23 protein-coding genes are annotated in these 25,715 nt (G+C 46.8%); 17 read left to right on the forward strand and 6 right to left on the reverse strand.

Features of this window, described 5'->3' with window-relative positions; translation table 11 throughout:
* Positions 1 to 351 precede the first annotated feature (351 nt).
* Complete coding sequence (locus tag MTF70_RS14900; RefSeq protein WP_017634269.1) at positions 352 to 1,230, forward strand: DMT family transporter; 879 nt, start codon at positions 352 to 354, stop codon at positions 1,228 to 1,230.
* A 46-nt stretch (positions 1,231 to 1,276) separates the two neighbouring features.
* Here the strand turns inward: MTF70_RS14900 and MTF70_RS14905 are convergent, their stop codons facing one another.
* From MTF70_RS14905 to MTF70_RS14925, 5 genes are all read right to left on the reverse strand, one after another.
* Complete coding sequence (locus MTF70_RS14905; RefSeq protein ID WP_205460968.1) at positions 1,277 to 2,185, reverse strand: hydroxymethylglutaryl-CoA lyase; 909 nt, start codon at positions 2,183 to 2,185, stop codon at positions 1,277 to 1,279.
* Positions 2,185 to 3,024, reverse strand: coding sequence for an enoyl-CoA hydratase-related protein (locus tag MTF70_RS14910; RefSeq protein ID WP_042521092.1), 840 nt, complete (start codon positions 3,022 to 3,024; stop codon positions 2,185 to 2,187). The genes MTF70_RS14905 and MTF70_RS14910 overlap by 1 nt, the downstream gene beginning before the upstream one ends.
* Before the next feature lie 29 nt (positions 3,025 to 3,053).
* Positions 3,054 to 4,658, reverse strand: a complete 1,605-nt coding sequence (locus tag MTF70_RS14915; RefSeq protein ID WP_205460969.1) for a carboxyl transferase domain-containing protein — start codon at positions 4,656 to 4,658, stop codon at positions 3,054 to 3,056.
* Positions 4,659 to 4,683: 25 nt separating this feature from the next.
* The gene (locus MTF70_RS14920) at positions 4,684 to 5,853 is read right to left on the reverse strand and encodes an isovaleryl-CoA dehydrogenase (RefSeq protein WP_005387610.1); all 1,170 of its coding nucleotides are present in this window, start codon (positions 5,851 to 5,853) and stop codon (positions 4,684 to 4,686) included.
* Between the two features lie 66 nt (positions 5,854 to 5,919).
* Entirely contained in the window at positions 5,920 to 6,294 is a 375-nt protein-coding gene (locus MTF70_RS14925) for a MerR family DNA-binding transcriptional regulator (RefSeq protein WP_017821195.1), read from the reverse strand.
* A gap of 275 nt (positions 6,295 to 6,569) precedes the next feature.
* Here MTF70_RS14925 and MTF70_RS14930 point away from each other — a divergent pair, with 275 nt between their 5' ends.
* The 13 genes from MTF70_RS14930 to MTF70_RS14990 all read left to right on the forward strand — a co-directional run bounded on the left by MTF70_RS14930 (position 6,570) and on the right by MTF70_RS14990 (position 21,510).
* Positions 6,570 to 7,781: an acetyl-CoA C-acyltransferase gene (locus MTF70_RS14930; protein WP_053307787.1), complete on the forward strand. Its 1,212-nt coding sequence runs from the start codon at positions 6,570 to 6,572 to the stop codon at positions 7,779 to 7,781.
* A gap of 23 nt (positions 7,782 to 7,804) precedes the next feature.
* Complete coding sequence (locus MTF70_RS14935) at positions 7,805 to 9,298, forward strand: CoA-acylating methylmalonate-semialdehyde dehydrogenase (protein ID WP_205460970.1); 1,494 nt, start codon at positions 7,805 to 7,807, stop codon at positions 9,296 to 9,298.
* Between the two features lie 19 nt (positions 9,299 to 9,317).
* The gene (locus MTF70_RS14940) at positions 9,318 to 10,472 is read left to right on the forward strand and encodes an acyl-CoA dehydrogenase family protein (protein ID WP_025767664.1); all 1,155 of its coding nucleotides are present in this window, start codon (positions 9,318 to 9,320) and stop codon (positions 10,470 to 10,472) included.
* Between the two features lie 38 nt (positions 10,473 to 10,510).
* On the forward strand, positions 10,511 to 11,296 hold the full coding sequence (locus MTF70_RS14945) for an enoyl-CoA hydratase (RefSeq protein WP_205460971.1): 786 nt from the start codon (positions 10,511 to 10,513) through the stop codon (positions 11,294 to 11,296).
* 8 nt (positions 11,297 to 11,304) lie between these two features.
* Positions 11,305 to 12,444, forward strand: coding sequence for an enoyl-CoA hydratase/isomerase family protein (locus MTF70_RS14950; protein ID WP_205460972.1), 1,140 nt, complete (start codon positions 11,305 to 11,307; stop codon positions 12,442 to 12,444).
* An 11-nt stretch (positions 12,445 to 12,455) separates the two neighbouring features.
* Positions 12,456 to 13,361: a 3-hydroxyisobutyrate dehydrogenase gene (gene mmsB, locus MTF70_RS14955; protein ID WP_205460973.1), complete on the forward strand. Its 906-nt coding sequence runs from the start codon at positions 12,456 to 12,458 to the stop codon at positions 13,359 to 13,361.
* 110 nt (positions 13,362 to 13,471) lie between these two features.
* Entirely contained in the window at positions 13,472 to 14,230 is a 759-nt protein-coding gene (locus MTF70_RS14960) for an SDR family oxidoreductase (protein WP_005375778.1), read from the forward strand.
* Positions 14,231 to 15,028: 798 nt separating this feature from the next.
* Positions 15,029 to 15,910, forward strand: a complete 882-nt coding sequence (gene cyoA / locus MTF70_RS14965) for a ubiquinol oxidase subunit II (RefSeq protein WP_005388604.1) — start codon at positions 15,029 to 15,031, stop codon at positions 15,908 to 15,910.
* A gap of 5 nt (positions 15,911 to 15,915) precedes the next feature.
* Positions 15,916 to 17,952 (forward strand): cytochrome o ubiquinol oxidase subunit I, encoded by a 2,037-nt coding sequence (gene cyoB / locus MTF70_RS14970; RefSeq protein WP_005375781.1) that lies wholly within the window; start codon positions 15,916 to 15,918, stop codon positions 17,950 to 17,952.
* Complete coding sequence (gene cyoC, locus MTF70_RS14975; protein ID WP_005375782.1) at positions 17,942 to 18,544, forward strand: cytochrome o ubiquinol oxidase subunit III; 603 nt, start codon at positions 17,942 to 17,944, stop codon at positions 18,542 to 18,544. The genes cyoB and cyoC overlap by 11 nt, the downstream gene beginning before the upstream one ends.
* On the forward strand, positions 18,544 to 18,855 hold the full coding sequence (gene cyoD / locus MTF70_RS14980; RefSeq protein ID WP_005375783.1) for a cytochrome o ubiquinol oxidase subunit IV: 312 nt from the start codon (positions 18,544 to 18,546) through the stop codon (positions 18,853 to 18,855). The genes cyoC and cyoD overlap by 1 nt, the downstream gene beginning before the upstream one ends.
* Complete coding sequence (gene cyoE / locus MTF70_RS14985) at positions 18,816 to 19,730, forward strand: heme o synthase (protein WP_017634257.1); 915 nt, start codon at positions 18,816 to 18,818, stop codon at positions 19,728 to 19,730. Before cyoD ends, cyoE begins: the two co-directional genes overlap by 40 nt.
* A gap of 673 nt (positions 19,731 to 20,403) precedes the next feature.
* Positions 20,404 to 21,510, forward strand: coding sequence for an NADH:flavin oxidoreductase (locus tag MTF70_RS14990; protein WP_062730958.1), 1,107 nt, complete (start codon positions 20,404 to 20,406; stop codon positions 21,508 to 21,510).
* Positions 21,511 to 21,590: 80 nt separating this feature from the next.
* Here the strand turns inward: MTF70_RS14990 and MTF70_RS14995 are convergent, their stop codons facing one another.
* Positions 21,591 to 22,481 (reverse strand): LysR family transcriptional regulator, encoded by an 891-nt coding sequence (locus MTF70_RS14995; protein ID WP_005375788.1) that lies wholly within the window; start codon positions 22,479 to 22,481, stop codon positions 21,591 to 21,593.
* Between the two features lie 155 nt (positions 22,482 to 22,636).
* On the opposite strand from MTF70_RS14995, the gene MTF70_RS15000 reads away from it, so the two are divergent.
* The 3 genes from MTF70_RS15000 (at position 22,637) to MTF70_RS15010 (ending at position 25,628) form a co-directional block, all read left to right on the forward strand.
* Positions 22,637 to 23,035 carry a RidA family protein gene (locus MTF70_RS15000; RefSeq protein ID WP_005375789.1) on the forward strand — a complete coding sequence of 133 codons (399 nt, stop codon included), beginning with the start codon at positions 22,637 to 22,639 and terminating at the stop codon, positions 23,033 to 23,035.
* Positions 23,036 to 23,108: 73 nt separating this feature from the next.
* Positions 23,109 to 24,569 carry an aldehyde dehydrogenase family protein gene (locus MTF70_RS15005; RefSeq protein ID WP_031781215.1) on the forward strand — a complete coding sequence of 487 codons (1,461 nt, stop codon included), beginning with the start codon at positions 23,109 to 23,111 and terminating at the stop codon, positions 24,567 to 24,569.
* 69 nt (positions 24,570 to 24,638) lie between these two features.
* Positions 24,639 to 25,628, forward strand: coding sequence for a membrane dipeptidase (locus tag MTF70_RS15010; protein ID WP_053303711.1), 990 nt, complete (start codon positions 24,639 to 24,641; stop codon positions 25,626 to 25,628).
* Positions 25,629 to 25,715: the final 87 nt, after the last annotated feature.

Below are 25,715 nucleotides of genomic sequence, written 5' to 3' on the forward strand. Positions count from 1 at the left end.
CAATTCACCTTATTCAACCTGTATTGAGGAGCGTTGAAGTCGCAATACTACTCCTGCCGCAGTCAAGTTAAGCGTTTTGAAGGGGAGGTAGTTCGACACCCGGTACAGGTTTTAGCCAGTTTGCTTGCTGTATAGAATGCCTAAAGTAATTTAGTATGCGAAAAGGCTTGCCTTAAGACTTTGCCTGCATTTAATGTATCTAGCAGCAGAACTTCAATCTGCGTGACAACAATACAGGAGAGGATCGGGCTTTCACTTTTTCGCTCGACACAAACCCCTTTCAAATTTACACAATAGCGCAGTAAAACTCTCTTGCTGCGCTATTGTGTGTTCCATATTTTGTGAGTACTTATGTTTAACTCAGAACGCAAAGCGACGGTTATTCTGGTTGCGACGACGATGATCGCGGCACTTGGCTGGATATTCTCTAAGGAAACAATACAGGGTTTACCACCTTTTGGCTTTATTGGGGCGCGATTTACTATCGCTTCGCTCTGCTTACTGCCTCTATGTTACCGACCTTTGCTGAAAGCAAACTTAAAAGATGTGCTTTCTGCTGGTGGTGTCGGGCTCCTGTTAGGCAGTGCCGTTATGACATGGATTTACGCTATTTCTATCAGTGATACTCTCGGGGAAGGCGCATTTATCATGAGCCTTTCCATGCTGTTTGTGCCGATTGTTGCATGGGTTATGTTTCGTCAACGACCACAACGAATTTTCTGGCTTTCTTTGCCTATCGCTGTATTAGGTCTTGCTTGTCTTTCTTTAGTTGGTGGCTGGAAACAATCGGCCAGTCAATTGTGGTTTCTTGGTGCAGCACTGGTTTTGGCACTTCATTTTAATGTGAACAGCAAATACTCTCAAAAACTACCTGTGCTGCTGCTTACTTGCGTGCAACTTTTTTCAGCAGGTTGTTTAGGTTTGTTGGTTTCATTTTTTATGGAATCTTTCCCGGTAGAGGTGGACTCCTCTATTTGGTGGTGGTTTGCGTTGAGTACCTTATTAGCGACGAGCTTGCGTTACGTAATGCAAACCATGGGGCAAAAATTTGTTCAGGCAGGTAACGCTGCTCTAATTATGATATTAGAACCAGTTTGGACGGTTATTCTGAGCGTGCTGTGGTATGGCGAAGTACTAACGGCAAATAAACTAGTAGGTTGTGTGCTTATCTTATTTTCTCTAATTATTTATCGTACTGGCGGGCGGTTTCGCTTCCCTACCCGAAAGTAGAGCAAATTAACTTGGGTTGGGAGAATTTGAGGTGCCGGATGGCCTTCTACGAAAGTGATAATACGCGGTTACGCAATGCTAATGACACTTTTGATGTAGGCTGCCGACCCAGCTCTTCGCTGATCATCCAGCCAGCTTTAGCCAGTAGCTCTAAGTCGATCCCTGTTTCTATTCCTAACCCTTGGCACAAATACAGTACATCCTCCGTTGCGACATTTCCTGATGCGCCTTGAGCGTATGGGCATCCACCCAGCCCAGCTACACTACTGTCGATGGTATTGATGCCCATACTCAGTGCCTGATAAATGTTGGTGAGAGCTTGTCCCCATGTGTCGTGGAAATGGACAGCAAGCTGGCGAAGAGGTGCAACCAACATGACGGCTTCCAGCATAGCAGCGATACGGTTTGGCGTGCCTGTACCGATTGTGTCGCCTAGAGACACCTCATAACACCCTAAATCGATGAGTGATTTGACCACGCTCGCCACTTGTTTAGGGGCTGTCGGGCCATCGTAAGGGCAGTCGGCGACGCAGGATAGATAGCCACGAACCGGGATGCCGTGTTTGGTGGCTAATCGCATTACAGGTTCGAAGCGAGTTAAACTTTCTGCAATCGAGCAATTGATATTGTGTTGGCAGAATCCTTCTGAGGATGAAGTGAAAATCGCGACCTGATTGGCGTCAGCCTCCAACGCTTGTTCTAAGCCTTTTAGGTTTGGTGTCAGGGCAGAGTAGGTAACATGATTTCGCCGTGTTATTGCTTTCATGACCTCTGTTGAGTCCGCCATTTGTGGCACCCATTTGGGTGAGACAAAAGAGCCCGCCTCAATATGCGTTAGCCCAGTATCAGAGAGTAAGTTGATCAGCCGGATTTTAGTCTGGGTCGCAACAGGAGATTCATTTTGCAACCCATCTCTAGGACCTACTTCGACAATCTTTACTTTGGAAGGCAGCATTACTTGTCCTGTGATTTGGTTACCCAACTTGGGCTACGTTTTTCAAGAAACGCTTGCAGCCCATCTTGACCTTGGGGTGATACTCTAATGTCCGCAATGAGCTTGCTAGTATAGTGAATCAGTTGTTGATCGATGGGGTTTTGATGACATTGATGGCAGAGCGTTTTCGCTTTACGCATCGCATCTGGGCTATTAAGTAGCAACGTCTTGATTACGCTATCGACCGCATTTTCAAGCTGTTTGGCTTCTTTCACTTCGTGCACAATACCAAACCGTTCGGCATCTTCGGCTGAAATGACTTCACCACTTAAGATATAGCGTCTAGCTTGTCTATTCCCCATCGCGCGCATGACGTAAGGCGCAATGGTCGCTGGAACTAAACCAAGCTTAACTTCACTTAAGCAAAAGTTGGCACTTTGGCTTGCTATGGCGATATCACTACAACAAATCAACCCTAAAGCACCACCATAAGCGGAACCTTGAACAACTGCGATGGTGGGTTGAGGGAACGAATCTAATGTTTCCATGAGTCTTGCCAAGTTTTGGGCATCAACGAAGTTATCTTGCCTCGTGCTGTCGGCCATCGACTGCATCCAATTCAAATCGGCCCCGGATGAAAAGTGCTTGCCGTTACTTCTTAATACCAAGCACCGCACATCCGTTCGTAAAGCGAGATAATCTAGGCGGTGGATCAGCAAGTCGATCGTACAAGCGTCAAAAGCATTGTGTTTAGCTGTTCTGTTTAGGGTAATGGTCGCTACGCCATTATCATCGACATGCCAAAGAACATCATCTTGCCTTTGGGCGTTGGGAATAATGCTTGGTTGCATTTCCTGCATACTAACTTCCTTAATTCATCTTTGGATGTTTACATTCTGAAGACGCCAAACTCGCTATCAGGAATGGGGGCATTTAATGCTGCCGTTAACGCTTGACTCAACACCTGACGCGTTTTTTTAGGGTCAATAATTCCGTCATCCCATAGCCGAGCACTCGCAAAATAGGGATGTCCTTGTGTTTCATACAAGTCTATGATCGATTCTCTAAAAATGTGCTCTTCTTGCTCTGACCACGCTTCCCCCTGACGTTCCTTCGCGTCTTTTCGAACTTGTGTTAAAACGCCTGCTGCTTGTTCTCCGCCCATCACAGAAATACGCGCGTTCGGCCACATCCACATCATGGTTGGATCATACGCTCGGCCGCACATGCCGTAATTACCAGCGCCGTACGATCCACCGATGATCACGGTAAACTTCGGCACGTCAGCACAAGCGACGGCCATCACTAGCTTGGCGCCATGTTTTGCGATGCCTTCTTCTTCAACCTTTTTTCCGACCATAAAGCCGGTAATGTTTTGGAGAAAAAGAAGCGGTGTTTTCCGTTTGGCGCACAGCTCAATAAAGTGCGCGCCTTTTTGTGCCGATTCAGAAAACAAGATACCGTTGTTTGCCACAATACCAATCAAGTGTCCTTGAATACGAGCGAAGCCACACACTAGCGTTCTGCCGTACAAGGATTTGAATTCGTCGAAATCAGAATCATCGACGATGCGGGCAATAATTTCTCGAACGTCGAATGACAGTCGTAAGTTGGCATTCACGACTCCGTAGATTTCTTCTGCGTCGTAGCGGGGAGGAAGTACGGTGTTTTCTGGCTTAACAGGTCTTGTTCTATTGGCATTGGCAATGGCTTCTCTCGCAAGCATTAGGGCATGTTCATCATTTTCAGCGTAATAATCTGCGACACCAGATTTTCGACAATGCACGTCTGCACCGCCGAGCTCTTCACCCGTCACGACTTCGCCAGTGGCCGCTTTCACCAAAGGTGGCCCCGCCAAAAAAATGGTGCCTTGCTCTTTAACCATAATGGACACATCCGCCATGGCAGGAACGTACGCGCCCCCAGCAGTGCAAAGCCCCATCACAACAGCAACTTGGGGGATGCCTTTCGCCGACATTCTCGCTTGGTTAAAGAAAATGCGACCAAAGTGTTCTTTGTCGGGGAAGACGTCGGACTGATGAGGGAGATTTGCGCCACCGGAGTCCACCAAGTACACGCAGGGGAGTTGGCAACGTTGGGCAATCTCTTGCGCTCTAAGGTGTTTTTTTACCGTGAGTGGGTAGTAGGTTCCGCCTTTTACCGAAGCATCGTTGGCGATGACCATGCATTGAATCCCCTCTATGATACCAATGCCGGCGATAACACCAGCGCAGGGGATCGCTTCGTCATACACTTGCCAGGCGGCAAACTGGCTGATTTCAAGAAAGTCAGTGTTGTCATCAAGCAAGCGCGCGATGCGTTCTCGTGCGGGGAGTTTTCCTTTTTGCCTCTGGTGCTGAATGGCTTTTTCACCGCCGCCCTGTTTGATGGTCTCGATGTGTTGATTAAGTTGAGTGACCAACGTTTCCATCGCAGCTTTATTGGAAAGAAATAACTCGTCAGTTGGCTTAGTTTTACTTTTGATAATGGCCATAATGACTTCCTTGTCGTATGTTCCGTTAGCGAGATTCTTCGAACAGTTCTCGGCCTATTAACATGCGGCGAATCTCTGAGGTACCCGCGCCGATTTCATAAAGCTTTGCATCACGTAACAAACGACCAGCAGGGTATTCATTGATGTAGCCATTCCCACCGAGCAGTTGTATTGCATCGAGTGCCATTTGTGTGGCGAGTTCTGCACTGTACAAAATCGCGCCAGCGGCGTCTTTGCGTGTTGCGTTACCTCGATCACAAGCCGCTGCGACGGTATATACATACGCTTTTGCTGCACTCATTCGAGAGTACATATCGGCGATCTTGCCCTGAACTAACTGAAACTCGCCAATGGATTTTCCAAACTGCTCTCGTTCATGTACGTACGGGACCACAATGTCCATGCAAGCTTGCATTATCCCGAGTGGTCCGGCAGCGAGGACGACGCGCTCGTAATCCAGCCCACTCATTAATACCTCGACGCCTTGATTCAACTCGCCAAGAATATTCTCTTTTGGCACTACGCAATGGTTAAATACAAGTTCGCAAGTATTCGAGCCTCTCATGCCTAGCTTGTCCAGCTTTTGAGCATGAGTGAAACCTGCGAAGTTACGTTCAATAATGAATGCGGTAATGCCACGTGAACCTGCGCTGACATCTGTTTTAGCGTAAAGCACCACTACGTCAGCATCGGGCCCATTTGTTATCCACATTTTGTTGCCATTCAGTACAAAATGGTCGCCCTTGTTCTCCGCTTTCAGTTGCATGCTTATCACGTCTGAACCGGCATTGGGCTCGCTCATCGCTAGGGCGCCAACGTGCGTACCATCAATGAGTTTTGGAAGGTATTTTTCGCGTTGAGAAGGCGTGCCGTTACGAAAGATTTGGTTGACGCACAGGTTAGAATGAGCGCCGTAGCTTAAAGCGACAGACGCAGAGGCACGGCTGATTTCTTCCATGGCAACAACATGAGCGAGGTATCCCATGCCTGCACCACCAAGCTCTTCATCGACGGTCACACCAAGCAACCCCATTTCTCCCAACAAAGGCCATAAATGATTCGGGAACTGGTTATCGCGGTCTATCTCAGCGGCGATGGGCGCGATATGTTCCGTAGCAAAGGCATTAACGTGTTCTCGGAGCATATCGATGGTATCACCAAGTCCGAAATTGAGTGGGGTATAGGTGCTTTTCATAACGTCTCCCGGTATCAGAGGTAAGGTGGAAAAGCCTGTAGCGGTGTTGCTAATTGAGTATAGCGTTTATGTCTGCTTGCTTTTGAGTGTTTGAATACAACGCTCCTTAGCGGCATTCAACTCTGCCATAACGACGCTGATGTCGTTGAGTTGTTGCTGTAGGACGGCTTGTTTCTCTTCAATGATATTGAGCATTTTCAACAACTGTCCTTCGGTTTGTTGCATGTCGTAGAGCTCGAAAAGTTCACGAATTTCTGCCAACGAAAAACCGAGTCGTTTCCCTCTTAAAATCAGTTTGAGGCGAATTCTATCCCTGCGTTGATAAACGCGCATATTGCCTTTTCGCTCTGGTTCAATCAGACCCACGTCTTCATAAAACCGGATACTGCGAGTAGTAATATCAAACTCCTTGGCGAGGTCACTGATCTTGTATTTTTCCATAACATACTTACCTCGAATAAAAATCCAGTTTCTGGAAATCGAACCTTTAATGGGAAGGTCGAACATCAACTTTGAAATATAAACGCCTGCTTGGTGTGTTTTTTCATCTCATTGTAAAGGCTAGTGCTATGCTTACGTAAACGTCAAGAAATCGCGGAATGAAAGTTTGTTAGTGAAAAAGGCGATAAAGGCTGGTGTGGCGCTTGGTGAGTAACTCTATGTAGGGTGTCATCAGTCTGCCAAGTGTTCACATATACCTTAAGGGAATGCGAATCATGGGAAAAGACATCTGGATTGTCAGCGCGAAAAGAACGCCAATTGGGCGCTTTCAAGGCAAGTTGCAAACTTACTCTGCTCCTCAATTAGGCGCACTGGCGATCAAGGCGGCAATGCACGAAGTGAATGTGACTTCGGTGGATGAAGTGTTCATGGGATGTGTGCTTCCAGCAGGGTGTGGACAAGCTCCTGCTAGGCAAGCATCTATGGGGGCAGATCTTCCTTTGGGCGTAGGGTGCACCACCATTAACAAAGTGTGTGGCTCTGGCATGAAGAGCGTCATGTTAGCGCACGATCTCATTAAAGCTGGAACGATTCGCTCTGCCATTGCTGGTGGTATGGAAAGTATGACCAATGCGCCGTATTTGCTGAGGGAGGCGAGAAAGGGAATGCGTATGGGGCACCAGTCTACGTATGACCACATGTTTCTCGATGGGCTACAAGATGCTTACGAAGGGCACTTAATGGGTGTTTATGCTCAGCAAGTCGCTGACAGGCTTAAGTTCACCAGAGAGCAAATGGATGAATGGGCCGTGATGTCGGCAAAACGTGCGTTGGAAGCTCAAGAACGAGGCTTGTTTGCCGATGAACTTTCGCCGGTTTCACTCAATACCAAGTCAGAACAAGCGGAGCTGGACTACGATGAGCCCCCACGCTCGATTGACCTTGGTAAAATTCCTCAACTCAAACCTGCATTCGATGAAAAAGGTACGGTGACCGCTGCTAATTCGAGTGCCATTTCAGATGGCGCGGCGGCTCTGGTGCTTATGGATGAAGACACTGCGCGTCATCAGGGGCTTAAACCACTTGCGATCATCAAGGCGCACTCTACACATGCCAGAAAACCTGCAGAATTTACTTTGGCCCCCGTCTACGCAATTGAGCAACTGCTGTTCCAGCTAGATTGGTCCATTTATGAAGTGGACCTGTGGGAAATCAATGAAGCCTTTGCCGTCGTGACACAAATAGCGGTGGCGGAACTTGGGCTTGATACGAGCAAAGTAAATATTAAAGGTGGAGCCTGTGCACTTGGGCATCCGATAGGGGCTAGTGGCGCACGAATTCTGGTGACATTGATTCACAGTTTGCGTCAGCTACAAGCGCTAGGCACCAATGGTGATCTCGAAGCCAAAAAAGTGATGCGGGGTGTTGCGTCACTTTGTATCGGTGGTGGAGAAGCCACGGCGATAGGCATTGAAATACCGCTTTAATTGAAATCAGAAAGGAGTAAATGATGACTCGTTTGGTTCCCTTGTTTATTGGTGGCGAGTTTCGTGAATCTCAAACATCGGATTGGGTTGAGGTAACCAATCCTGCCACTAATGATGTCATTGCGTACGTTCCATGTTCCACAGAGCACGAGATGGAAGCCGCCATTGATAATGCGAAAGAGACATTCCAATCTTGGAAAGAAGTGGCGATACCCGAGCGTGCCCGAGTTATGCTGCGTTATCAGCACTTGCTCAAAGAGCATCATGATGAGCTTGCCACACTGCTTTCTCATGAAACGGGTAAGATTTTAGCGGATGCCAAAGGCGATGTGTGGCGTGGTATCGAGGTGGTTGAGCAGGCTGCAAACATTGCCAGCAATATTATGGGAGAAACCGTCGAAAACGTTGCCACGGATATTGATAGTTACTCAATGATTCAGCCCCTAGGTGTGTGTTGCGGCATTACGCCGTTTAACTTTCCAGCCATGATTCCGTTGTGGATGTTCCCAATCGCTATCGCTGCGGGCAATACGTTTGTGCTCAAACCCTCCGAACAAGTGCCATTGACCTCTATTCGTTTAGCTGAACTATTTGAGCAAGCTGGCGCGCCGAAAGGAGTGTTGCAGGTCGTTCATGGCCGCAAAGAGCAAGTCGACTTTCTTCTGGCTCATCCTGATATTCGAGCGGTGTCATTTGTTGGCTCGGTTCCCGTTGCCCGTTATATCTACACTACAGGGACTAAACATTTTAAACGGGTTCAAGCTTTTGCTGGTGCAAAGAATCACATGGTGATCATGCCTGATGCAAACAAAGATCAAGTGGTGAATAACCTAATCGGAGCCTCCGTAGGGGCTGCGGGGCAGCGTTGTATGGCAATTTCTGTTGCGGTATTTGTCGGCGATTCAAAACAATGGATTGCAGACCTGAAACTGGCGATGGCGAAAGTACACCCAGGGCCTTGGGATGATGAACAGGCTGCTTATGGCCCACTGATCAGTGAGCAAGCCAAGCAACGCGTATTGGACCTAATCGAAGATGGCAAACAACAAGGCGCAGTGTGTGAACTCGATGGCAGTCAGTGTGAAGTGGACGGCTTTCCCGATGGAAACTGGATTGGCCCAACCTTGTTTAGCGGTGTAACAGCGAACATGTCGATTTACACGCAAGAGATATTTGGCCCTGTTTTAGTTTGTATGGAAGTCGAAACGTTGCAAGAGGCCATTGAGTTAGTGAATCGCAACCCTTACGGCAACGGAACTTCTATATTTACTGCTAATGGCGCTGCTGCGAGAAAATATCAGCATGACATTCAAGTCGGTCAAGTGGGGATTAATGTGCCAATTCCAGTCCCTTTACCATTTTTCTCCTTTACTGGTTGGAGAGGCAGTTTCTATGGTGATTTACATGCGTATGGTAAACAAGCAGTGCGTTTTTATACCGAGACCAAAACGGTGACGGCACGTTGGTTTGATGACGATATTCCAACGGGGCTCAATCTGACCATCCAACTGCGCTGAGTGAATAAAAGGAGCTTTTATGGACTTTGAACTTAATGAAGATCAACGTGCATTTGCCGATACCGCTCAACAATTTGCCGATGAGCGTTTAGCACCGATGGCGGCGGAGTGGGATGAAAAGCAGATCTTCCCCAAAGACGTATTGAGAGAGGCGGGGGAACTGGGGTTTCTCAGTCTCTACACTCCAGAAGCGCAAGGTGGCCTAGGGCTGAGTCGCTTGGATGCTTCAATTATCTTTGAACAACTGGCCATGGGATGTACGTCCACTACGGCGTTTATGACGATTCACAACATGGTCAGTTGGATGATAGCCAGTTTTGCTACCGATGAAGCCAAAACGCAGTTCTGTCCGAAATTAGTTACGGGGCAGTGGTTAGGCTCCTATTGCTTAACCGAGCCTAATACGGGATCGGATGCCGCTTCGTTGGCCACAACCGCGAGCAAAAAAGGTGATACTTACGTGCTGAATGGCGGCAAAACCTTTATCTCTGGCGCAGGAGAGACAGATGTTTTGGTCGTGATGGCGCGAACCGGAGAAGCGGGTGCCAAAGGCGTGTCCGCATTTGTTATTCCTGCTCACGCTGATGGTATCAGCTATGGGCGCAAAGAACCCAAAATGGGTTGGAACAGCCAACCAACACGAGCGGTTACTTTTGAAAATGTCGTTATTCCAGCTAGCCATTTACTGGGCGAAGAAGGGCAAGGTTTTGTCTTTGCGATGAAAGGGCTTGATGGAGGGCGTATAAATATTGCGACCTGTTCCGTCGGTACGGCTCAACAGGCCCTTAATCAGGCGGCACGGTACGTTCAAGAACGTAAGCAGTTCGGCAAGTCGCTTGCGCAGTTTCAAGCCTTACAATTCAAATTGGCAGACATGGCGACAGGGCTAGTGGCTGCGCGGCAGTTGGTGCGCTATGCCGCCAGTAAACTCGACCGAAATGACCCTGATGCTACGGCTTATTGCGCGATGGCAAAACGGTTCGCAACCGATGTAGGTTTTCAGGTTTGCGACCAAGCGCTGCAGCTTTATGGCGGCTATGGTTACATCAAAGAGTATCCAATGGAGCGTCATTTCAGAGATGTGCGTGTGCATCAAATTCTGGAGGGAACGAACGAAATTATGCGCTTGATCATCGCGCGCCGTTTGCTCTCTGAGGAATCGGCCTTGCTGTAGCGAAGTATTGGATTTGCTCATTGAGAAAGGATTCAGATATGCCATTAACCCAAGCAGCCATTCAACATACGATCACTAATCACGTTGCGGTGGTGACGATAAACAACCCGCCAGCCAATACGTGGACAGCAGAGAGCCTCAAGGTACTGAAGTCGCTGATACTCACACTTAACAATGATAAGCAGGTCTACGCACTGGTTTTAACCGGCAGTGGAGAAAAGTTTTTCTCTGCTGGTGCGGATCTCAAGCTATTTTCTGATGGTGACAAAGTGGTTGCGTTAGACATGGCGCGATGCTTTGGTGAAGCTTTTGAAACGCTCTCTGAATTCCGTGGTGTTTCCATTGCCGCCATTAATGGTTACGCCATGGGCGGAGGGTTAGAAGTGGCATTAGCTTGTGACATTCGAGTCGTTGAAGAGCAAGCGGTACTTGCTTTACCAGAAGCCAAAGTCGGACTTTTGCCCTGTGCTGGTGGTACCCAAAACCTCACAGCGTTAGTGGGGGAAGGCTGGGCAAAGCGCATCATTTTATGTGGAGAGCAAGTCAGCGCTGACAAAGCAAAAGAACTAGGCCTAGTTGAGGAGTTGGTTCCCAAAGGCGAAGCTTTAAGTAAAGCGCTGGAGCTTGCTGAATCTGTTGCGAACCAGTCACCATCTTCTGTCGCCGCATGTAAGGCGCTCATTCAAAATATGCGCTCTGCGCCACTTAAGCACGGCTTAATGAAAGAGCGAGAGTTATTTCTGAATCTTTTTGATACGGAAGATCAAGTTGAGGGTGTTCGCGCCTTTTTAGAAAAACGCCCACCGCAATGGAAAAACCGATAGGAGGCCACATGGCAGGGATGGTAACCATTAGTGAAATAGAGTGCTTAGATGGCGTGCACCGCATTGGTATCGCAACGTTAGAAAACACCGCTTCATTGAATGCATTGACGTATGACATGTTAGTCCAACTTAACGATCAGCTTATCAAGTGGCAAGACGATCCGCATGTGACTTGTGTGGTACTGACTGGCGCTGGAGAAAAAGCATTCTGTGCTGGTGGTGATGTTCGAGCTATGTATCACGTCATGCATAACGAGAGTAAAGAAAAAATCGTAGAGTTCTGTACGAACTATTTCTCGTTGGAGTATGAGTGTGACTATCTCATCCACACTTACAACAAACCCATTATCGGTTGGGGAGAAGGTATTGTCCTGGGCGGTGGGATGGGGCTTTTTATGGGAACCAGCCATAAAGTTGTGACAACAACATCACGCCTTGCTATGCCAGAAATCAATATTGGACTGTATCCCGATGTGGGAGGTACGTGGTTTTTAAGCCAGATAGATCCGCAAGTGGGTTTATTCCTCGGATTGACAGGTTCCATGGTGAATTCAAGTGACGCTGTCACTATTGGTTTGGCCGATTGGTTATTGTTGGAAGAGCAGTATCCCACCTTACTGGATGAGCTAAAGCGGCTCCAGTGGGGCAAAGAAGATGCGAAAGAGTTGGTAACTGCGCGACTACAATTAATGGAAGAACAGGTTATTGATAGCAAACCAACCACGCAAATTTGTCCATACTTAGATCAGATAGAGGAAGCGTGCAAAGGCTTTGATCTTAATGCGATAGCACAGCGAATCATGGCTATCGAAGGGAATAGCCAGTGGATAGAAAACGCGAAACAAACGTTCGCATCGGGCAGTCCGATCACCGCGCATATTTGCTTTAGACAAGTGAAAGAGTACCACAGCTTACCGCTTGCAGATTGCTTCCGTTTAGAGTTGAGTTTGTCGGTTCGCAGTGTCTTATTAGGTGAGTTTAAAGAGGGCGTCCGTTCTAGGCTCATTGACCGGGATGGCGAGCCGAGCTGGATATTTAACAGTGTCAGTGAAGTCGATGAAGATGTTATCGATACTTTGTTTACCTCGCTTTGGTCAGATAACGAGCATCCGCTTGCTAATTTGGGTGAACAAACACTAGGTCAATAAGGAGAATGATCATGAGTACCATCGCATTTATCGGTTTAGGAAGAATGGGGCATCCTATGGCGCAAAACTTACTCGCGTCTGGATTTAACGTGCAAGTATTCGATGTCGATAGCGAAGCCGCAAAGCAACTAGTACCTTTTGGTGCGGTGGTGGCGAGCTCTATTGAGGAAGTCGTGGATGGTGCAAGCACAGTCATCACGATGCTACCAGTAGGGTCTCACGTTCGTTCCGTGTATCTTGGTGACTTACACGGTGGCGTAGGTGTCCTCAATCTTGTCTCGCCAAGTACCTTGATGATTGATTGTTCAACCATTGATCCGGACTCTGCGCGATTAGTCGCCAATGAAGCGGCAAATAAACGCGTGTTGTTTGTCGACGCGCCCGTTTCGGGGGGCGTTGCTGGCGCTAAAGCGGCGACATTAACCTTTATTGTTGGTGGTTCGGATCAAGCGTTTTCTAAAGCCAATGCCATTTTGCAGTATATGGGAAAAAATGTTTTCCATGCTGGCAAAGCAGGCGATGGTCAAATGGCGAAAATCTGTAACAACCTTATGCTCGGCATTTTAATGTCTGGTACGTGCGAGGCATTAAACCTAGGTATCGATCATGGACTCGATCCAAAAGTGCTATCAAACATCATGCTGCAAAGCTCTGGCCGAAATTGGGCATTGGAGCTTTACAATCCTTGCCCAGGCGTGATGGACAGTGCGCCAGCCAGTCACGATTACCAACCGGGCTTTATGAGCAAACTCATGCTGAAAGATCTCGGCTTGGGGTTAGATGCGGCGTTACAAACACATTCTTCGGTTCCGATGGGGTCGTTAGCGCGCAACTTATATTCTTTCCACAACGCGAGCGGCCACGGCGAACTCGATTTCTCAAGCTTATTTGAGTTATACAAGAGTAAGAAAGGCTAGACCGAGTTTTGTGACAAACCAGCCCGAGATGGTGACCTAAAACGCGCATCATTTCGGCCAACTTAGACTGGTTGAGATAGAGAACATTACGAGCTATGGAGTGCACCAATATGGACATAAAAAGTAGTGTTATTGCCATTACAGGAGCAGGGCAGGGGCTTGGACAAATGATGGCCATTACCCTTGCTCAAGCTGGCGCTGATTTAGCGTTGTTGGATGTAAACGCCAGTGGCTTAATGGAAACACAAGAGCAGTGTCGAATGCTGAGTGCGAAAGCGTTGACATATCAAGTGGATGTCACCAACGAAATCGACGTTGAAACCACGTTTGAAGCGATTATCCAAGATTTTGGTCAACTCAATGGGTTAGTCAATAACGCTGGCGTATTAAGAGATGGGTTACTTGTAAAAGCAAAAGATGGCGTGATCAGTAAGATGTCTTTGGATCAATTCAATTTGGTCATGAACGTTAACGTGACAGGAACATTTTTGTGTGGGCGTGAAGCTGCCGTCAAGATGATTGAGAGTGGATCCCAAGGCGTTATCATCAATATTTCTAGTGTTGCGAGAGCAGGGAATATCGGACAAACCAATTATTCTGCATCTAAAGCGGCAGTCGCGACCATGGCGACAACATGGGCTCGTGAGCTCGCAAGATACGGTATTCGCGCGGCGGCGGTTGCACCAGGTGTAGTTCATACCGCGATGGCAGAGCAAATGAAACCAGAAGCCATAGAGCGATTAGAAAAGATGATCCCAGTTGGCAGGATGGGCGAAACAAGCGAAATCGCGCATGCAGTAAAATACATTATTGAGAGTGATTACTTTACTGGCAGGGTTTTAGAAGTGGATGGCGGTATTCGTATGTAAGTGACCACTGAAATAAGGCTCTGATAGGCCTGAATAATAAGTCTCTTTCCATTTCAACATTTTCTATGTTGTGGAGTGCTCATTCTGCGCAGCCCAAATGTATTTACAACTTATGTTTGGATTTACCTTGAGAATGATTTCTCACAATCCAATAAAGAGATGCAAATACCACTCAAATATTAAGTGAAATCATTAATTTGATGTTGATCACACTTTTGGTTTTTTAGTTTCCGCTTCTCATTAAGGCTATCTGCGTAAATGAAGTTGATAGTCAGTCTCATCAATTTTAAGTTTCAACTATTTGTTTTTAAATAATTAATTGTTGAAGCACGAGAAATTCGTGTTGAGGTTAATATTCTATTTAAAGTGTGTAACTTCCATTAATGGAAGGTTAGTTTCCAGTTGTGGCTAATGAGCTTTAACTTTTTACTCCTCATAATGCGCCAAATGTAACATAGTGTTTCAAAGTGTAACAATAAACTCACACTAAGAGTGTGGTTTTGATCTCCACTCAATTCCGTTTTGTTTCGCTCTGAACCCGACGTTACTCATGCTCAACACATAAACATTCTAATGACTATAACAACTGGTTCTTGGCTTGATACCAATCGTATCGTAGCAAATAACGGTTCATTCTAGCTGGTTAAATGCTTGATGACGAAGTTGAAAAATTGTAAGTAGAATAACTACTTATCGAAGTTTCTTCTTGTTCTCATACATTACCTCTGCGCAATTTGTGAGCTCTTATTTACTTTGATTGGCATCTGTTTTGAAACCAGACAACCATCGAGAAAGTTAATGGAAGCCTCAAGATATAAACGCATCTTGTCGAGGGGAAGTTTGGCGTCCGTCATACTTATGCTCTCAGGATGTAATTCAGCTTTACTTGACCCCAAAGGTGCCATTGGTGTGCAAGAAAAAGAGTTAATTATTACTGCTCTTTTGCTGATGTTGATCGTTGTAATCCCTGTGATTTTAATGACGATTTACTTCGCTTACCGATACCGCGCCTCTAATACTGAAGAAGAGTACGCACCCGAGTGGTCACACTCGACCAAAATCGAAGTGGTGGTATGGACAATTCCAATCATCATCATTGCGATTCTTGCGACGATCACATGGCGTTCGACTCATGAACTAGAGCCATCCAAACCTTTGGAAAGTGATGTTAAACCAATGACCATCGAAGTGGTGTCACTCGATTGGAAATGGTTGTTCATCTATCCAGAGGAAAACATTGCGACGGTGAACTATGTGGCGTTCCCGAAAGACGTGCCAGTGCAGTTCAAACTGACTTCGGACAACATCATGAACGCGTTTTTCATCCCTCGCTTAGGTACACAGATCTACGCGATGCCAGGAATGGTAACCAAGCTCAACCTCATAGCGAACCACGAAGGTGACTATAAGGGTTTTGCATCGAACTACAGCGGCGAAGGCTTTTCGCAAATGAAGTTCACAGCTTCAGCAATGTCTGATCGTGCTGCGTTCCTAAATTGGGTGCAGAAAGTGAAGGCGAGCCCTGATCGTATTGAAGATTGGGAGCAATACAGCTCACTGGCAGCGCCAAGTATCGCAGAGCCAGTCACTTTGTTCTCTAGCGTTCCTCCGTTCTTGTTCACCGACGTTGTGACTCAGCATCCTGGTTCAATGAACTGTTTGCCTGAAAACCAAGGATAATCGTAATGTTTGGAAGATTAACTCTTGATTCAGTTCCATTCCACGAACCTATTATCGTCATCACCCTAGCGGTTGTGGCGCTGGTTGGTTTAGCCGTAGTTTACGCGGTGACCAAAGCCGGAAAGTGGCAATATTTGTGGAATGAATGGTTTACTTCAGTAGACCATAAAAAACTTGGCTTCATGTACATCGCAGTAGCGATGGTGATGCTTGTTCGTGGTTTTGCTGACGCAGTCATGATGCGTAGTCAGCAACTCCTTTCTTCTGCGGGTGAAGCAGGTTACTTGCCACCGCATCACTACGATCAAATTTTTACTGCCCACGGCGTGATCATGATCTTTTTTGTAGCGATGCCATTGGTCATTGGTCTGATGAACATCATCGTGCCATTGCAGATTGGTGCGCGTGACGTAGCTTTCCCGTATCTGAATAACTTGAGCTTCTGGCTGTTTGTTGTAGGTGTCATCCTAACAAACATGTCTCTCGGCTTAGGTGAATTTGGTCGTACCGGCTGGTTGGCGTATCCGCCGCTTTCAGGTATTGAGGCTAGCCCAGGAGTCGGGGTCGACTATTGGATTTGGGCGCTGCAGATATCAGGTGTTGGTACGACGTTAACAGGCGTGAACTTCTTCGCGACCATTTTGCGTATGCGTACACCGTCTATGCCAATGATGAAGATGCCAGTTTTCACTTGGGCGTCTCTGTGTGCAAACATTTTGATCATCATTTCATTCCCAATCCTAACGGTGACTATCGCTCTGCTTACGCTGGATAGATACCTAGGCATGCACTTCTTTACCAATGATCTTGGCGGCAACGTAATGATGTACGTCAACCTGATTTGGGCTTGGGGTCACCCAGAAGTGTACATTTTGATCTTGCCAATTTTTGGTGTGTTCTCAGAAGTCACCGCAACCTTCTCACGTAAAAAGTTGTTCGGTTACACATCGCTAGTTTGGGCTACCGTAGTTATCACGATTCTTGCCTTTGTCGTTTGGCTACACCACTTCTTTACGATGGGGTCTGGCGCGAACGTAAATGCCTTCTTCGGTATTGCCACGATGATCATTTCTATCCCAACAGGGGTGAAGATCTTCAACTGGCTATTCACCATGTACAAAGGCCGCATCCGCTTTACGACGCCAATGATGTGGACGGTGGGCTTCCTTATCACCTTTACTGTTGGTGGTATGACGGGCGTACTAATGGCTGTTCCGGGCGCAGATTTCGTTCTGCATAACTCAGTATTCCTTATCGCTCACTTCCACAACGTTATCATCGGTGGTGTGGTGTTTGGATGTTTCGCTGCGATTACTTACTGGTTCCCGAAAGCGACCGGTTTCACCATGAATGAAACTTGGGGCAAACGCGCGTTCTATCTTTGGATTATTGGCTTCCTAATGGCGTTCCTGCCGCTTTACGCGCTGGGCTTTATGGGGATGACTCGTCGTTTAAGCCAAGACATCAACCCAGAATACTTCCCACTGTTGTCGATTGCCGCAGCAGGTACGGTTGTGATTGCGCTGGGCGTATTGTCTCAGTTCATCCAAATTTACGTGAGTATCCGTGACCGCGAGCAAAACCGTGATTTAACTGGTGACCCGTGGGGTGGTCGTACTCTTGAGTGGGCAACATCGTCTCCACCGCCGTTCTACAACTTTGCGCACCTACCAAAAGGTGATGTGCTGGATGCCTTCTGGTACCAGAAACAAAGTGGCGAGTTCGATCCAACTAAAGAAGTGGAATACGAACGTATTCATATGCCAAAAAACACGGCAACAGGTATCTACGTGTCGGCTTGGTCGCTCCTATTTGGCTTCGGCATGATTTGGTACATCTGGTGGCTAGCGGCGGCAAGTTTGGTCGGTATTATCGTGACGTGTATTCAGCATAGCTATAACGATGATGTGGATTACTACGTGGAAGTTGAAGAGATCAAAGCAATTGAGGCTGAACGTCGAGCTCAGCTTGAAGAAGCGAAGAAAAACTCAGTGAAAGACAGCGAAAGTAAAGATGATCTGGAGGTGACGTATGCAAACTAATATCGCAGCACATCACGACCATGATCACCACCATGACACGAATGGCAACAAGCTATTTGGCTTCTGGGTTTACCTGATGAGTGACTGTGTACTGTTTGCAACCTTGTTCGCGACATACGCTGTGCTGTCGAGCAATTCAATTGCGGGCCCAACAGGTAAAGACATTTTCGAACTCCCATTCGTGTTTGTCGAAACCATGCTGCTGCTGTTTAGCAGTATCACATTTGGTTTTGGCATCATCGCGATGAAGCGCAACAACGTTGCTGGTCTCAAACGTTGGATGTTAGTCACGTTCGCGCTTGGTCTTGGCTTTATCTGTATGGAGGTCTATGAGTTCCATCACCTGATTGAAGAAGGCTATGGGCCACAAACAAGTGCATTCCTATCGGCATTCTTTACGTTGGTTGGTACGCACGGCCTGCACGTAACCTTTGGTCTGATTTGGTTAGCGGTAGCGTATCATCAACTGTCGACGAAAGGTCTGAACGACAATATGGCAATGCGCTTTAACTGCTTAAGCCTATTCTGGCACTTTCTAGATATCGTTTGGATTTGTGTCTTTACCATCGTTTACTTACTGGGGGTAATGTAATGGATCAACATGTAGAAACCAGTTCGTCAGATTACGTGAAAGGCTTTATTGCCTCACTGATTCTGACGGTAATTCCGTTCTACTTTGTTTGGACGAAATCATTACCAGATACAACGACCTATGCGATTCTATTTGGATGTGCATTAGTGCAGATATTTGTTCACTTTAAATACTTCTTGCACATGGAAACAAAAACATCCGACGGACGTTGGAACCTTGTATCACTGATGTTTACCGCCATTGTTGTACTTATCCTTATCGCTGGCTCGGTATGGATCATCTACAACATGAACGTCAACATGAAGTTGTAGGTCAAGGTATGCTGAAAAGTTATTTGTCTATCACTAAACCGGGCATTATTTTCGGCAACCTGATTTCTGTTGCGGCGGGGTTCTTCCTCGCCGCAAAAACAGAACCAGCCAGTCTAATGTTGTTCGTTACGACGTTAGTTGGTGTTGGGTTAGTCATCGCTTCAGGTTGTGTGGTGAATAATATTTTCGATCGTGATATCGACCAAAAGATGGCACGTACACGAAATCGTGAAACAGTGAAAGGCAACATCAATATCGATATTGCGTTTGTTTATGCACTTGCTTTATTGCTGGTAGGAACCGCACTGTTATTTATCCGAGTGAACCCACTATCCGCTGTCGTCGTGTTGCTTGGCTACGTGTATTACGTGTTCTTTTACACGATGTGGTACAAACGTAACTCGGTGTATGGAACCTTAGTGGGAAGTATCTCAGGCGCAGTTCCGCCATTGGTGGGTTACTTGGCGGTAACAAACTTCATTAGCTTGGAAGCGATTTTACTCTTTACCATGTTCTGTCTCTGGCAAATGCCGCACTCTTATGCCATTGCCATGTTCCGCATGCAAGACTACCGAGAAGCCGGGATTCCCGTATTGCCAGTTAAAGAAGGTATTCATAAAGCGCATCGACACATGAAAGCGTATGTCGTGGCGTTTGGAGCAGTATCGTTGGGGTTATTTTTACTAGGTGAAGCCGGGTATGAATACTTAGCGGTTGCAGCGGTTGTTTGCTTTATGTGGACGAAAGTGACCTTTCGCAGCATTGATGACAACAACTACATCGCTTGGTCAAAGTCGGTGTTTAAAGTCTCACTGCTAGTGGTGATGGGGATCAGTGGTGTGCTTGGTGTCGAGTTGATTCCTCTAGCTCTGTAACAACCAAACCTAAGCGTTTGCTAAACGCCAATATCTTTTGCTGCTGAATGCATGAATGGCCTTACCTGGAAGTAAGGTCATTTAACTTTCTATTGTCCTTTATTTTCACTGTTTTTCCTGTTCCTCCTCTAGCTTCACTATCACGTATTCATATCTAAAAGCAAAAACAACCAGTGTGTAAAACATAGTGGATCGCGCGTTTCCGCTGACGCGTAATAATGCCAAGAGATAGCGACGATTAAGCCAAAAAGTATAAACAGCGCAATAACTCTACTTACCATATGAGAATTCAATATCGATAGTTTGTAATGTAAACATTTGGGGGGGAGTGCTAGTTCCCATAGCAGCATACAAACTAACAATGTGAATGTTTGAGTTGAATCACCAGCTAGCGAAATACAAAAGTTTTACGACTGAAAGTAGGTGAGGAAGCATCTTAGCTCCAGTGAAATGAACACGATTAAGAATCATCCTTTTACATAATCTAAAAACTCACTAAACATTAACCCAGATTAAAGTTTTGTCGTCTCCGAGGCATTAAGGTGCGCCTGTAGTTTGCAGGTCTCAAGGATTCAGAGAAGGAACAGCCATACATCGTGTATCGCTGTTCCTTTTTCGTTCTTGTTTACTTGCGAAAAGATAAAACATAAAGACAACTTTAAGAGGACTGGTTTTGAGCATTTTGTTTTCCGAAGCCCGAATTGGCAACATGACCCTAAAGAACCGTTTTGTGAGAAGCGCAACGTGGGAGAACATGGCGACCGAAGATGGTCACATGACGGTAAAGCTTTACGATATTTACGAAACGCTTGCGAAAGGGGAAGTTGGGCTTATTGTTACGGGTTATGCCAATATCGTTGAAGAAGAGAAACCCAACGCAGGTATGATGGGGATCTACAACGACTCTTTTATTGAAGAATACAAAAAGCTAACAGAGCTAGTACATCAACAAGATTCTAAAATCGTGATGCAAATTGCTTACGGTGGCACCAAAACCACCCATAACGTCGGTGAGCGTGTCATCTTCGCTCCGAGTGACGTGCCTGAGCGTGGTACAAATACGCAAGGCAAAGCGATGACAAAGGACGAAATAGACTACATCGTAAAGGCATTCGCATTGGCGAGTAAACGTGCTCAAGACGCTGGTTTTGACGGCGTAGAGATTCATGCGGCGCACACTTATTTAATTAACCAGTTTTTAAGCCCGTACTATAATCGTCGCGAAGACGAATATGGTGGTGACTTAGAAAATCGCATGCGCTTTCTTTTAGAAATTTATTCTGAAACCAGAAAGCTGGTTGGAAGCGAATTTCCCATCCTCGTTAAACTGACGGCAACAGAGTTCTTTGACGGCGGTTTAACGTTCAACGAAACTCGCGTCGTCTGCAAGAAACTTGAAGAAATAGGCGTTGATGCGATCATCGTATCTGGCAATGTTCACGGCAAAGCAAACGAACTTGTTGGTCAAACGTTCGATGGTTACACACTACAAGAAGAAGGTTACTTTCACGAATATGGTCACGTGATCAGTCAGGACGTTAGCATACCGGTGATTACTGTCGGCGGGCTGAGCGACATTGATGCGATTGAGAAAATTGCAGAAAACACAGGTATCCAATTTTTTGCTGTGTCACGCCCTTTATTGGCTGAGCCACAGTTGATCAAACGTTGGAAAGAAGGCAATCGCGCACCAGTAGATTGTGAACGTTGCTCAAAGTGTCGTACCAAGCGTGGTAACTTTTGCGTGGTGTATAAGAACCGAAATCGTCGCAAAAAATAGAACGAAGCGAATACACAAATACAAATTAGCCTCCACTCTGAATATGGAGGCTTTTAATTATCCGCATGTTAATCGAACCATTATTTATCTTCTTTTTGATAGTTTAAATAATGCACACAAAGATCGTGAAATGCTTTAGCTTGAGGCGAGATCGTGCGATCGGTTAACGTAAATATACCAATTTGCCTTTCAAGTGGTGGATCGATAAGCGGAATCCAAACCAAGCGTGTTTCATTGGTTGGGAAAGCAAGCTTCGGTAGGGTCGTGACACCAATCCCAAGTTCTAAGACAGAAAACAGTGAAGTAATATTTTCGACCGAATAGAGCGCTTGCTGACTCAGAGCTCTTGCTGGGGTTGGATCGAGAAGTGTACAAGTGCCGTTACGGATAAAGGGTTGTTCCAACAAAGTTTGCCACTCGATTCCTTCTGGATGACTTGCAATAGGGTTGTCCTTTAAACACACCACGCCTATTGGATCGGCTAACAGCGGCGTAAAGTCAATGCCGCCCTCATCGAGGTGAGAGGGGTTACCGAGCGCCAAGTCGACTTCACCGGAGAGTAAGCGAGCCTCGACGCCCGCCGCGTTATCATCGATCAAGCTTACTTCTACATTTGGATACTGCTCGCAAAAGGCACCCAACACGCTAGGGATGAGTTTCGCTGCAACAGAAGGAACGCTCGCAATTCGCACTCTCCCTTGCTGTCCGGCCGCGGCAGCTTTGAGATCGTTGTCCAGCGCACTGTAGATATTGAGAAACTGAACCACCTTGGGCAGACAAATTTCACCAAACGGGGTCAATTTGGTTTTGTTTCCGGGTTCAAACAGCGTTTGCCCTAGAATTTTTTCAAGCTCTTTTATCGATGTTGACAGTGCCGCCTGAGAACGATTTGCACGATGTGAAGCGGCTCGAAAGCCTCCTTCCTCGACTACCATCACAAAATGCATTAATTGTTGAAGCTTAATACTCATCCCTAATGCCTCTTAATCCCTTTATTTACGTTATTTTAAACAGAGTGATAAGTTTAATTTATCAAATGTCAAAAATTTACCGTTAGATTTATCGCCTGTCAATGTGCATCATTTAACCATATTGAAACAAAGCTGTTACAAAGGTTGAAAGGCACGTGAATACTCCTACTAAAAAACACCCAGTTAAAACCAGTCTATTTGCTTCTAAAGCGCCGCTTGAATGGGCGATAGTCAACAACGGAACCCTGTATACGGCTCAAATTCCTATTGATGACACAGGCGCGGTTGTGGAAGGCGGTATCGAAGCACAAACACGTCAAACCTTTAACAATCTCATTCACACCCTGGAGTGTGCAGGGGAGTCTTTGGACTCGGTGTTGCAGGTCCTGATTTATGTGACTGACAGAGAATACTTAAAGACCGTTAACCAAGTGTACGCGGAATATTTTGAAGCGCCGTACCCAAATCGCGCCGCCATGGTGGTTGCAGGGTTAGCGCGAGAAGAGATGTTGGTGGAGTTTGTTGTCTACGCGTCGGCAAGCCAACCAGAATAAATCCAACGAGAATAATTAGAGATCAGTGAGTGAGTGGCTTGCCATCACAAATCGGAAGAACAAGGAAAGAACCATGACTTTTATTAACAATGTTCAAGCAGAAAAATCCCTCTATATAGCAGGTGAATGGCAATCGGGCATGGACACCATCGCCAATATTAACCCTTCTGATATCAGCGAAAACATTGGCGATTTCGCACAAGCGAGTGTGTCGCAAGTAGAGCAAGCGATTCAAGCGGCTAAATCAGCGCAGCCAGAGTGGGAAAAAACACCAATCGAGCGCAAGCAAGCAGTGCTACAAGCGATTGGTGATGAGCTCATTGCACGATGTGACGAATTGGGCACCTTGCTTTCGCGTGAAGAAGGTAAGCCATTTGCTGAAGGTCGAGGTGAGATTTACCGTGCTGGCCAATTCTTCCAATACTTTGCTGCTGAGGTTCTGCGTCAAATTGGCGATAGCGCTGCTTCCGTCCGTCCAGGTGTCTCCGTTGAAGTTACTCGCGAAGCCGTCGGCGTTATCGCCATTATCTCTCCTTGGAACTTCCCAACAGCAACAGCGGCTTGGAAAATCGCGCCAGCACTTGCGTTTGGCAACAGCGTCGTCTGGAAGCCTGCCAACCTAACCCCAGCAAGTGCCGTTGCGCTGACAGAGATTATCCATCGCCAAGGTTTACCTGCTGGCACGTTTAACCTCGTTTTGGGTAGCGGTTCGCAAGTAGGTAATACCCTTATCAATTCGAAGGATGTGAACGGCGTGAGCTTCACTGGTTCTGTGGACACAGGCCGTAAAGTTGCAGCGGCAACGGCACCAAATTTTGTGCGTTGTCAGCTAGAGATGGGTAGCAAAAATGCGCTCGTAGTCGCAGATGATGCAGACATTCAGATTGCTGTCGAAGCAACAATCGCAGGCTCATTCTCGGGTGCAGGTCAAAAGTGCACCGCGTCTTCTCGTCTTGTCGTTATGGACGGAGTTCACGACGCGTATGTTGAAGCGCTAATCAAACGCATGAGCGAACTTAAAGTGGGTCACGCTCTAGAAGAGGGCGTGTTCATGGGCCCTGTTGTTGATGGTAACCAGCTGAATGCGAACTTTGAGTGGATCGAAAACGCACGCCAAGCAGGCGCGGAGCTGGCTTTCGGTGGTGAGCGTCTGAGCCTAGAGCATGACGGTTACTACATGTCACCAACTCTGTTTTTAAATACACAGAATGGCTGGGAAGTGAACCAAGAAGAAGTCTTTGCGCCAATGGCGAGCGTGATTCGCGTTTCTGATCTGGATGAGGCAATTGCAGTCGCGAACGATACGCGCTTTGGCCTGACAGGCGGCATTATCACGCAAAGCTTGCGTAATAGCGCGATCTTCAAACAGCAAGTCCAAACGGGCTGCGTCATGGTTAACTTGCCAACTGCGGGTACAGATTATCACGTTCCATTTGGTGGCCGTAAAGAGTCTAGCTTTGGTCCTCGTGAGCAAGGTCAGTACGCCAAAGAGTTCTACACCGTAGTGAAAACCGCTTATCAGCGTCCTTACTAAGATCGGCAGGGTAACTGATGGTGTCAGTTACCCGCACGAAAAGGCTAAGAAATTGTTTAAGGAGTGGTTATGTACCAACAACGGATTGTGATTGACGGATTGCAGTACTGCAATTGGGATCGAGAGTATTTCCAAACGCTTAAGGCGAGTGGCATTACCGCCGTTCATGCCACCATCGTCTACCACGAAACTGCGCGCGAAACCTTGACGCGTTTTGCTGAGTGGAACTTGCGCTTCGAGCAAAATGCAGACCTCATCATGCCTATTTATTCAATGGCAGATGTAGAAAAAGCCAAAGCAGAAGGCAAAGTCGGCATCTTCTTCGGCGCGCAAAATTGCTCACCAATCGATGATGAAATTGGCCTGATTGAAGTGATGCGCCGTCAAGGTCTGCTGATCATGCAACTGACCTACAACAACCAAAGCTTACTGGCGACAGGTTGTTACGAACAAAATGATTCCGGCGTAACTCGCTTTGGTAAGCAAGCGATTGAAGAGATGAACCGAGTCGGGATGATCATTGATATGTCCCACAGCGCAGAGCGTTCGACGTTGGAAGCTATCGAGCTCTCTTCGCGTCCAATTTGTATCAGCCATGCTAACCCGACATTTGCGCATGACGCACTGCGCAACAAGTCTAACACCGTGATCAAAGCACTAACGGAGCGCGGTGGTTTGATTGGATTCAGTTTATATCCGTTCCATTTGCCAAATGGCAGCCAGTGCACGCTGGATGATTTCTGCCAGATGGTTGCGAAAACCGCAGACATGTTTGGCGTTGACCATTTAGGTATCGGTAGCGATTTGTGCCTAAATCAGCCGCAACAAGTGTTGGAGTGGATGCGCAACGGGCGTTGGTCAAAAGCGATGGATTACGGCGAAGGTTCAGCAAGTAACTCGGGATGGCCAGATGCGCTGCCATGGTTCTGCGGCAGCGCAGGGATGGAGAACATCTACAACGGATTAATGGGTCACGGATTCAGTGAATCTGAGGCTGGAAAAATATTGGGTGAAAACTGGTTCAACTTCCTTAAAGAAGGATTAGAGCCTATTTCATAGCATTCCCCAAAGTAGGAACCGCCTGCTCACATAATAACAATACGGCAGGCGTAAAACTCACATTTGTAGCCAGTCTTTGGCTGCTGC

The sequence above is a fragment of the Vibrio sp. 2CM40D genome, from assembly GCF_023161825.1.
Taxonomy (GTDB): Bacteria; Pseudomonadota; Gammaproteobacteria; order Enterobacterales; family Vibrionaceae; genus Vibrio; species Vibrio alginolyticus.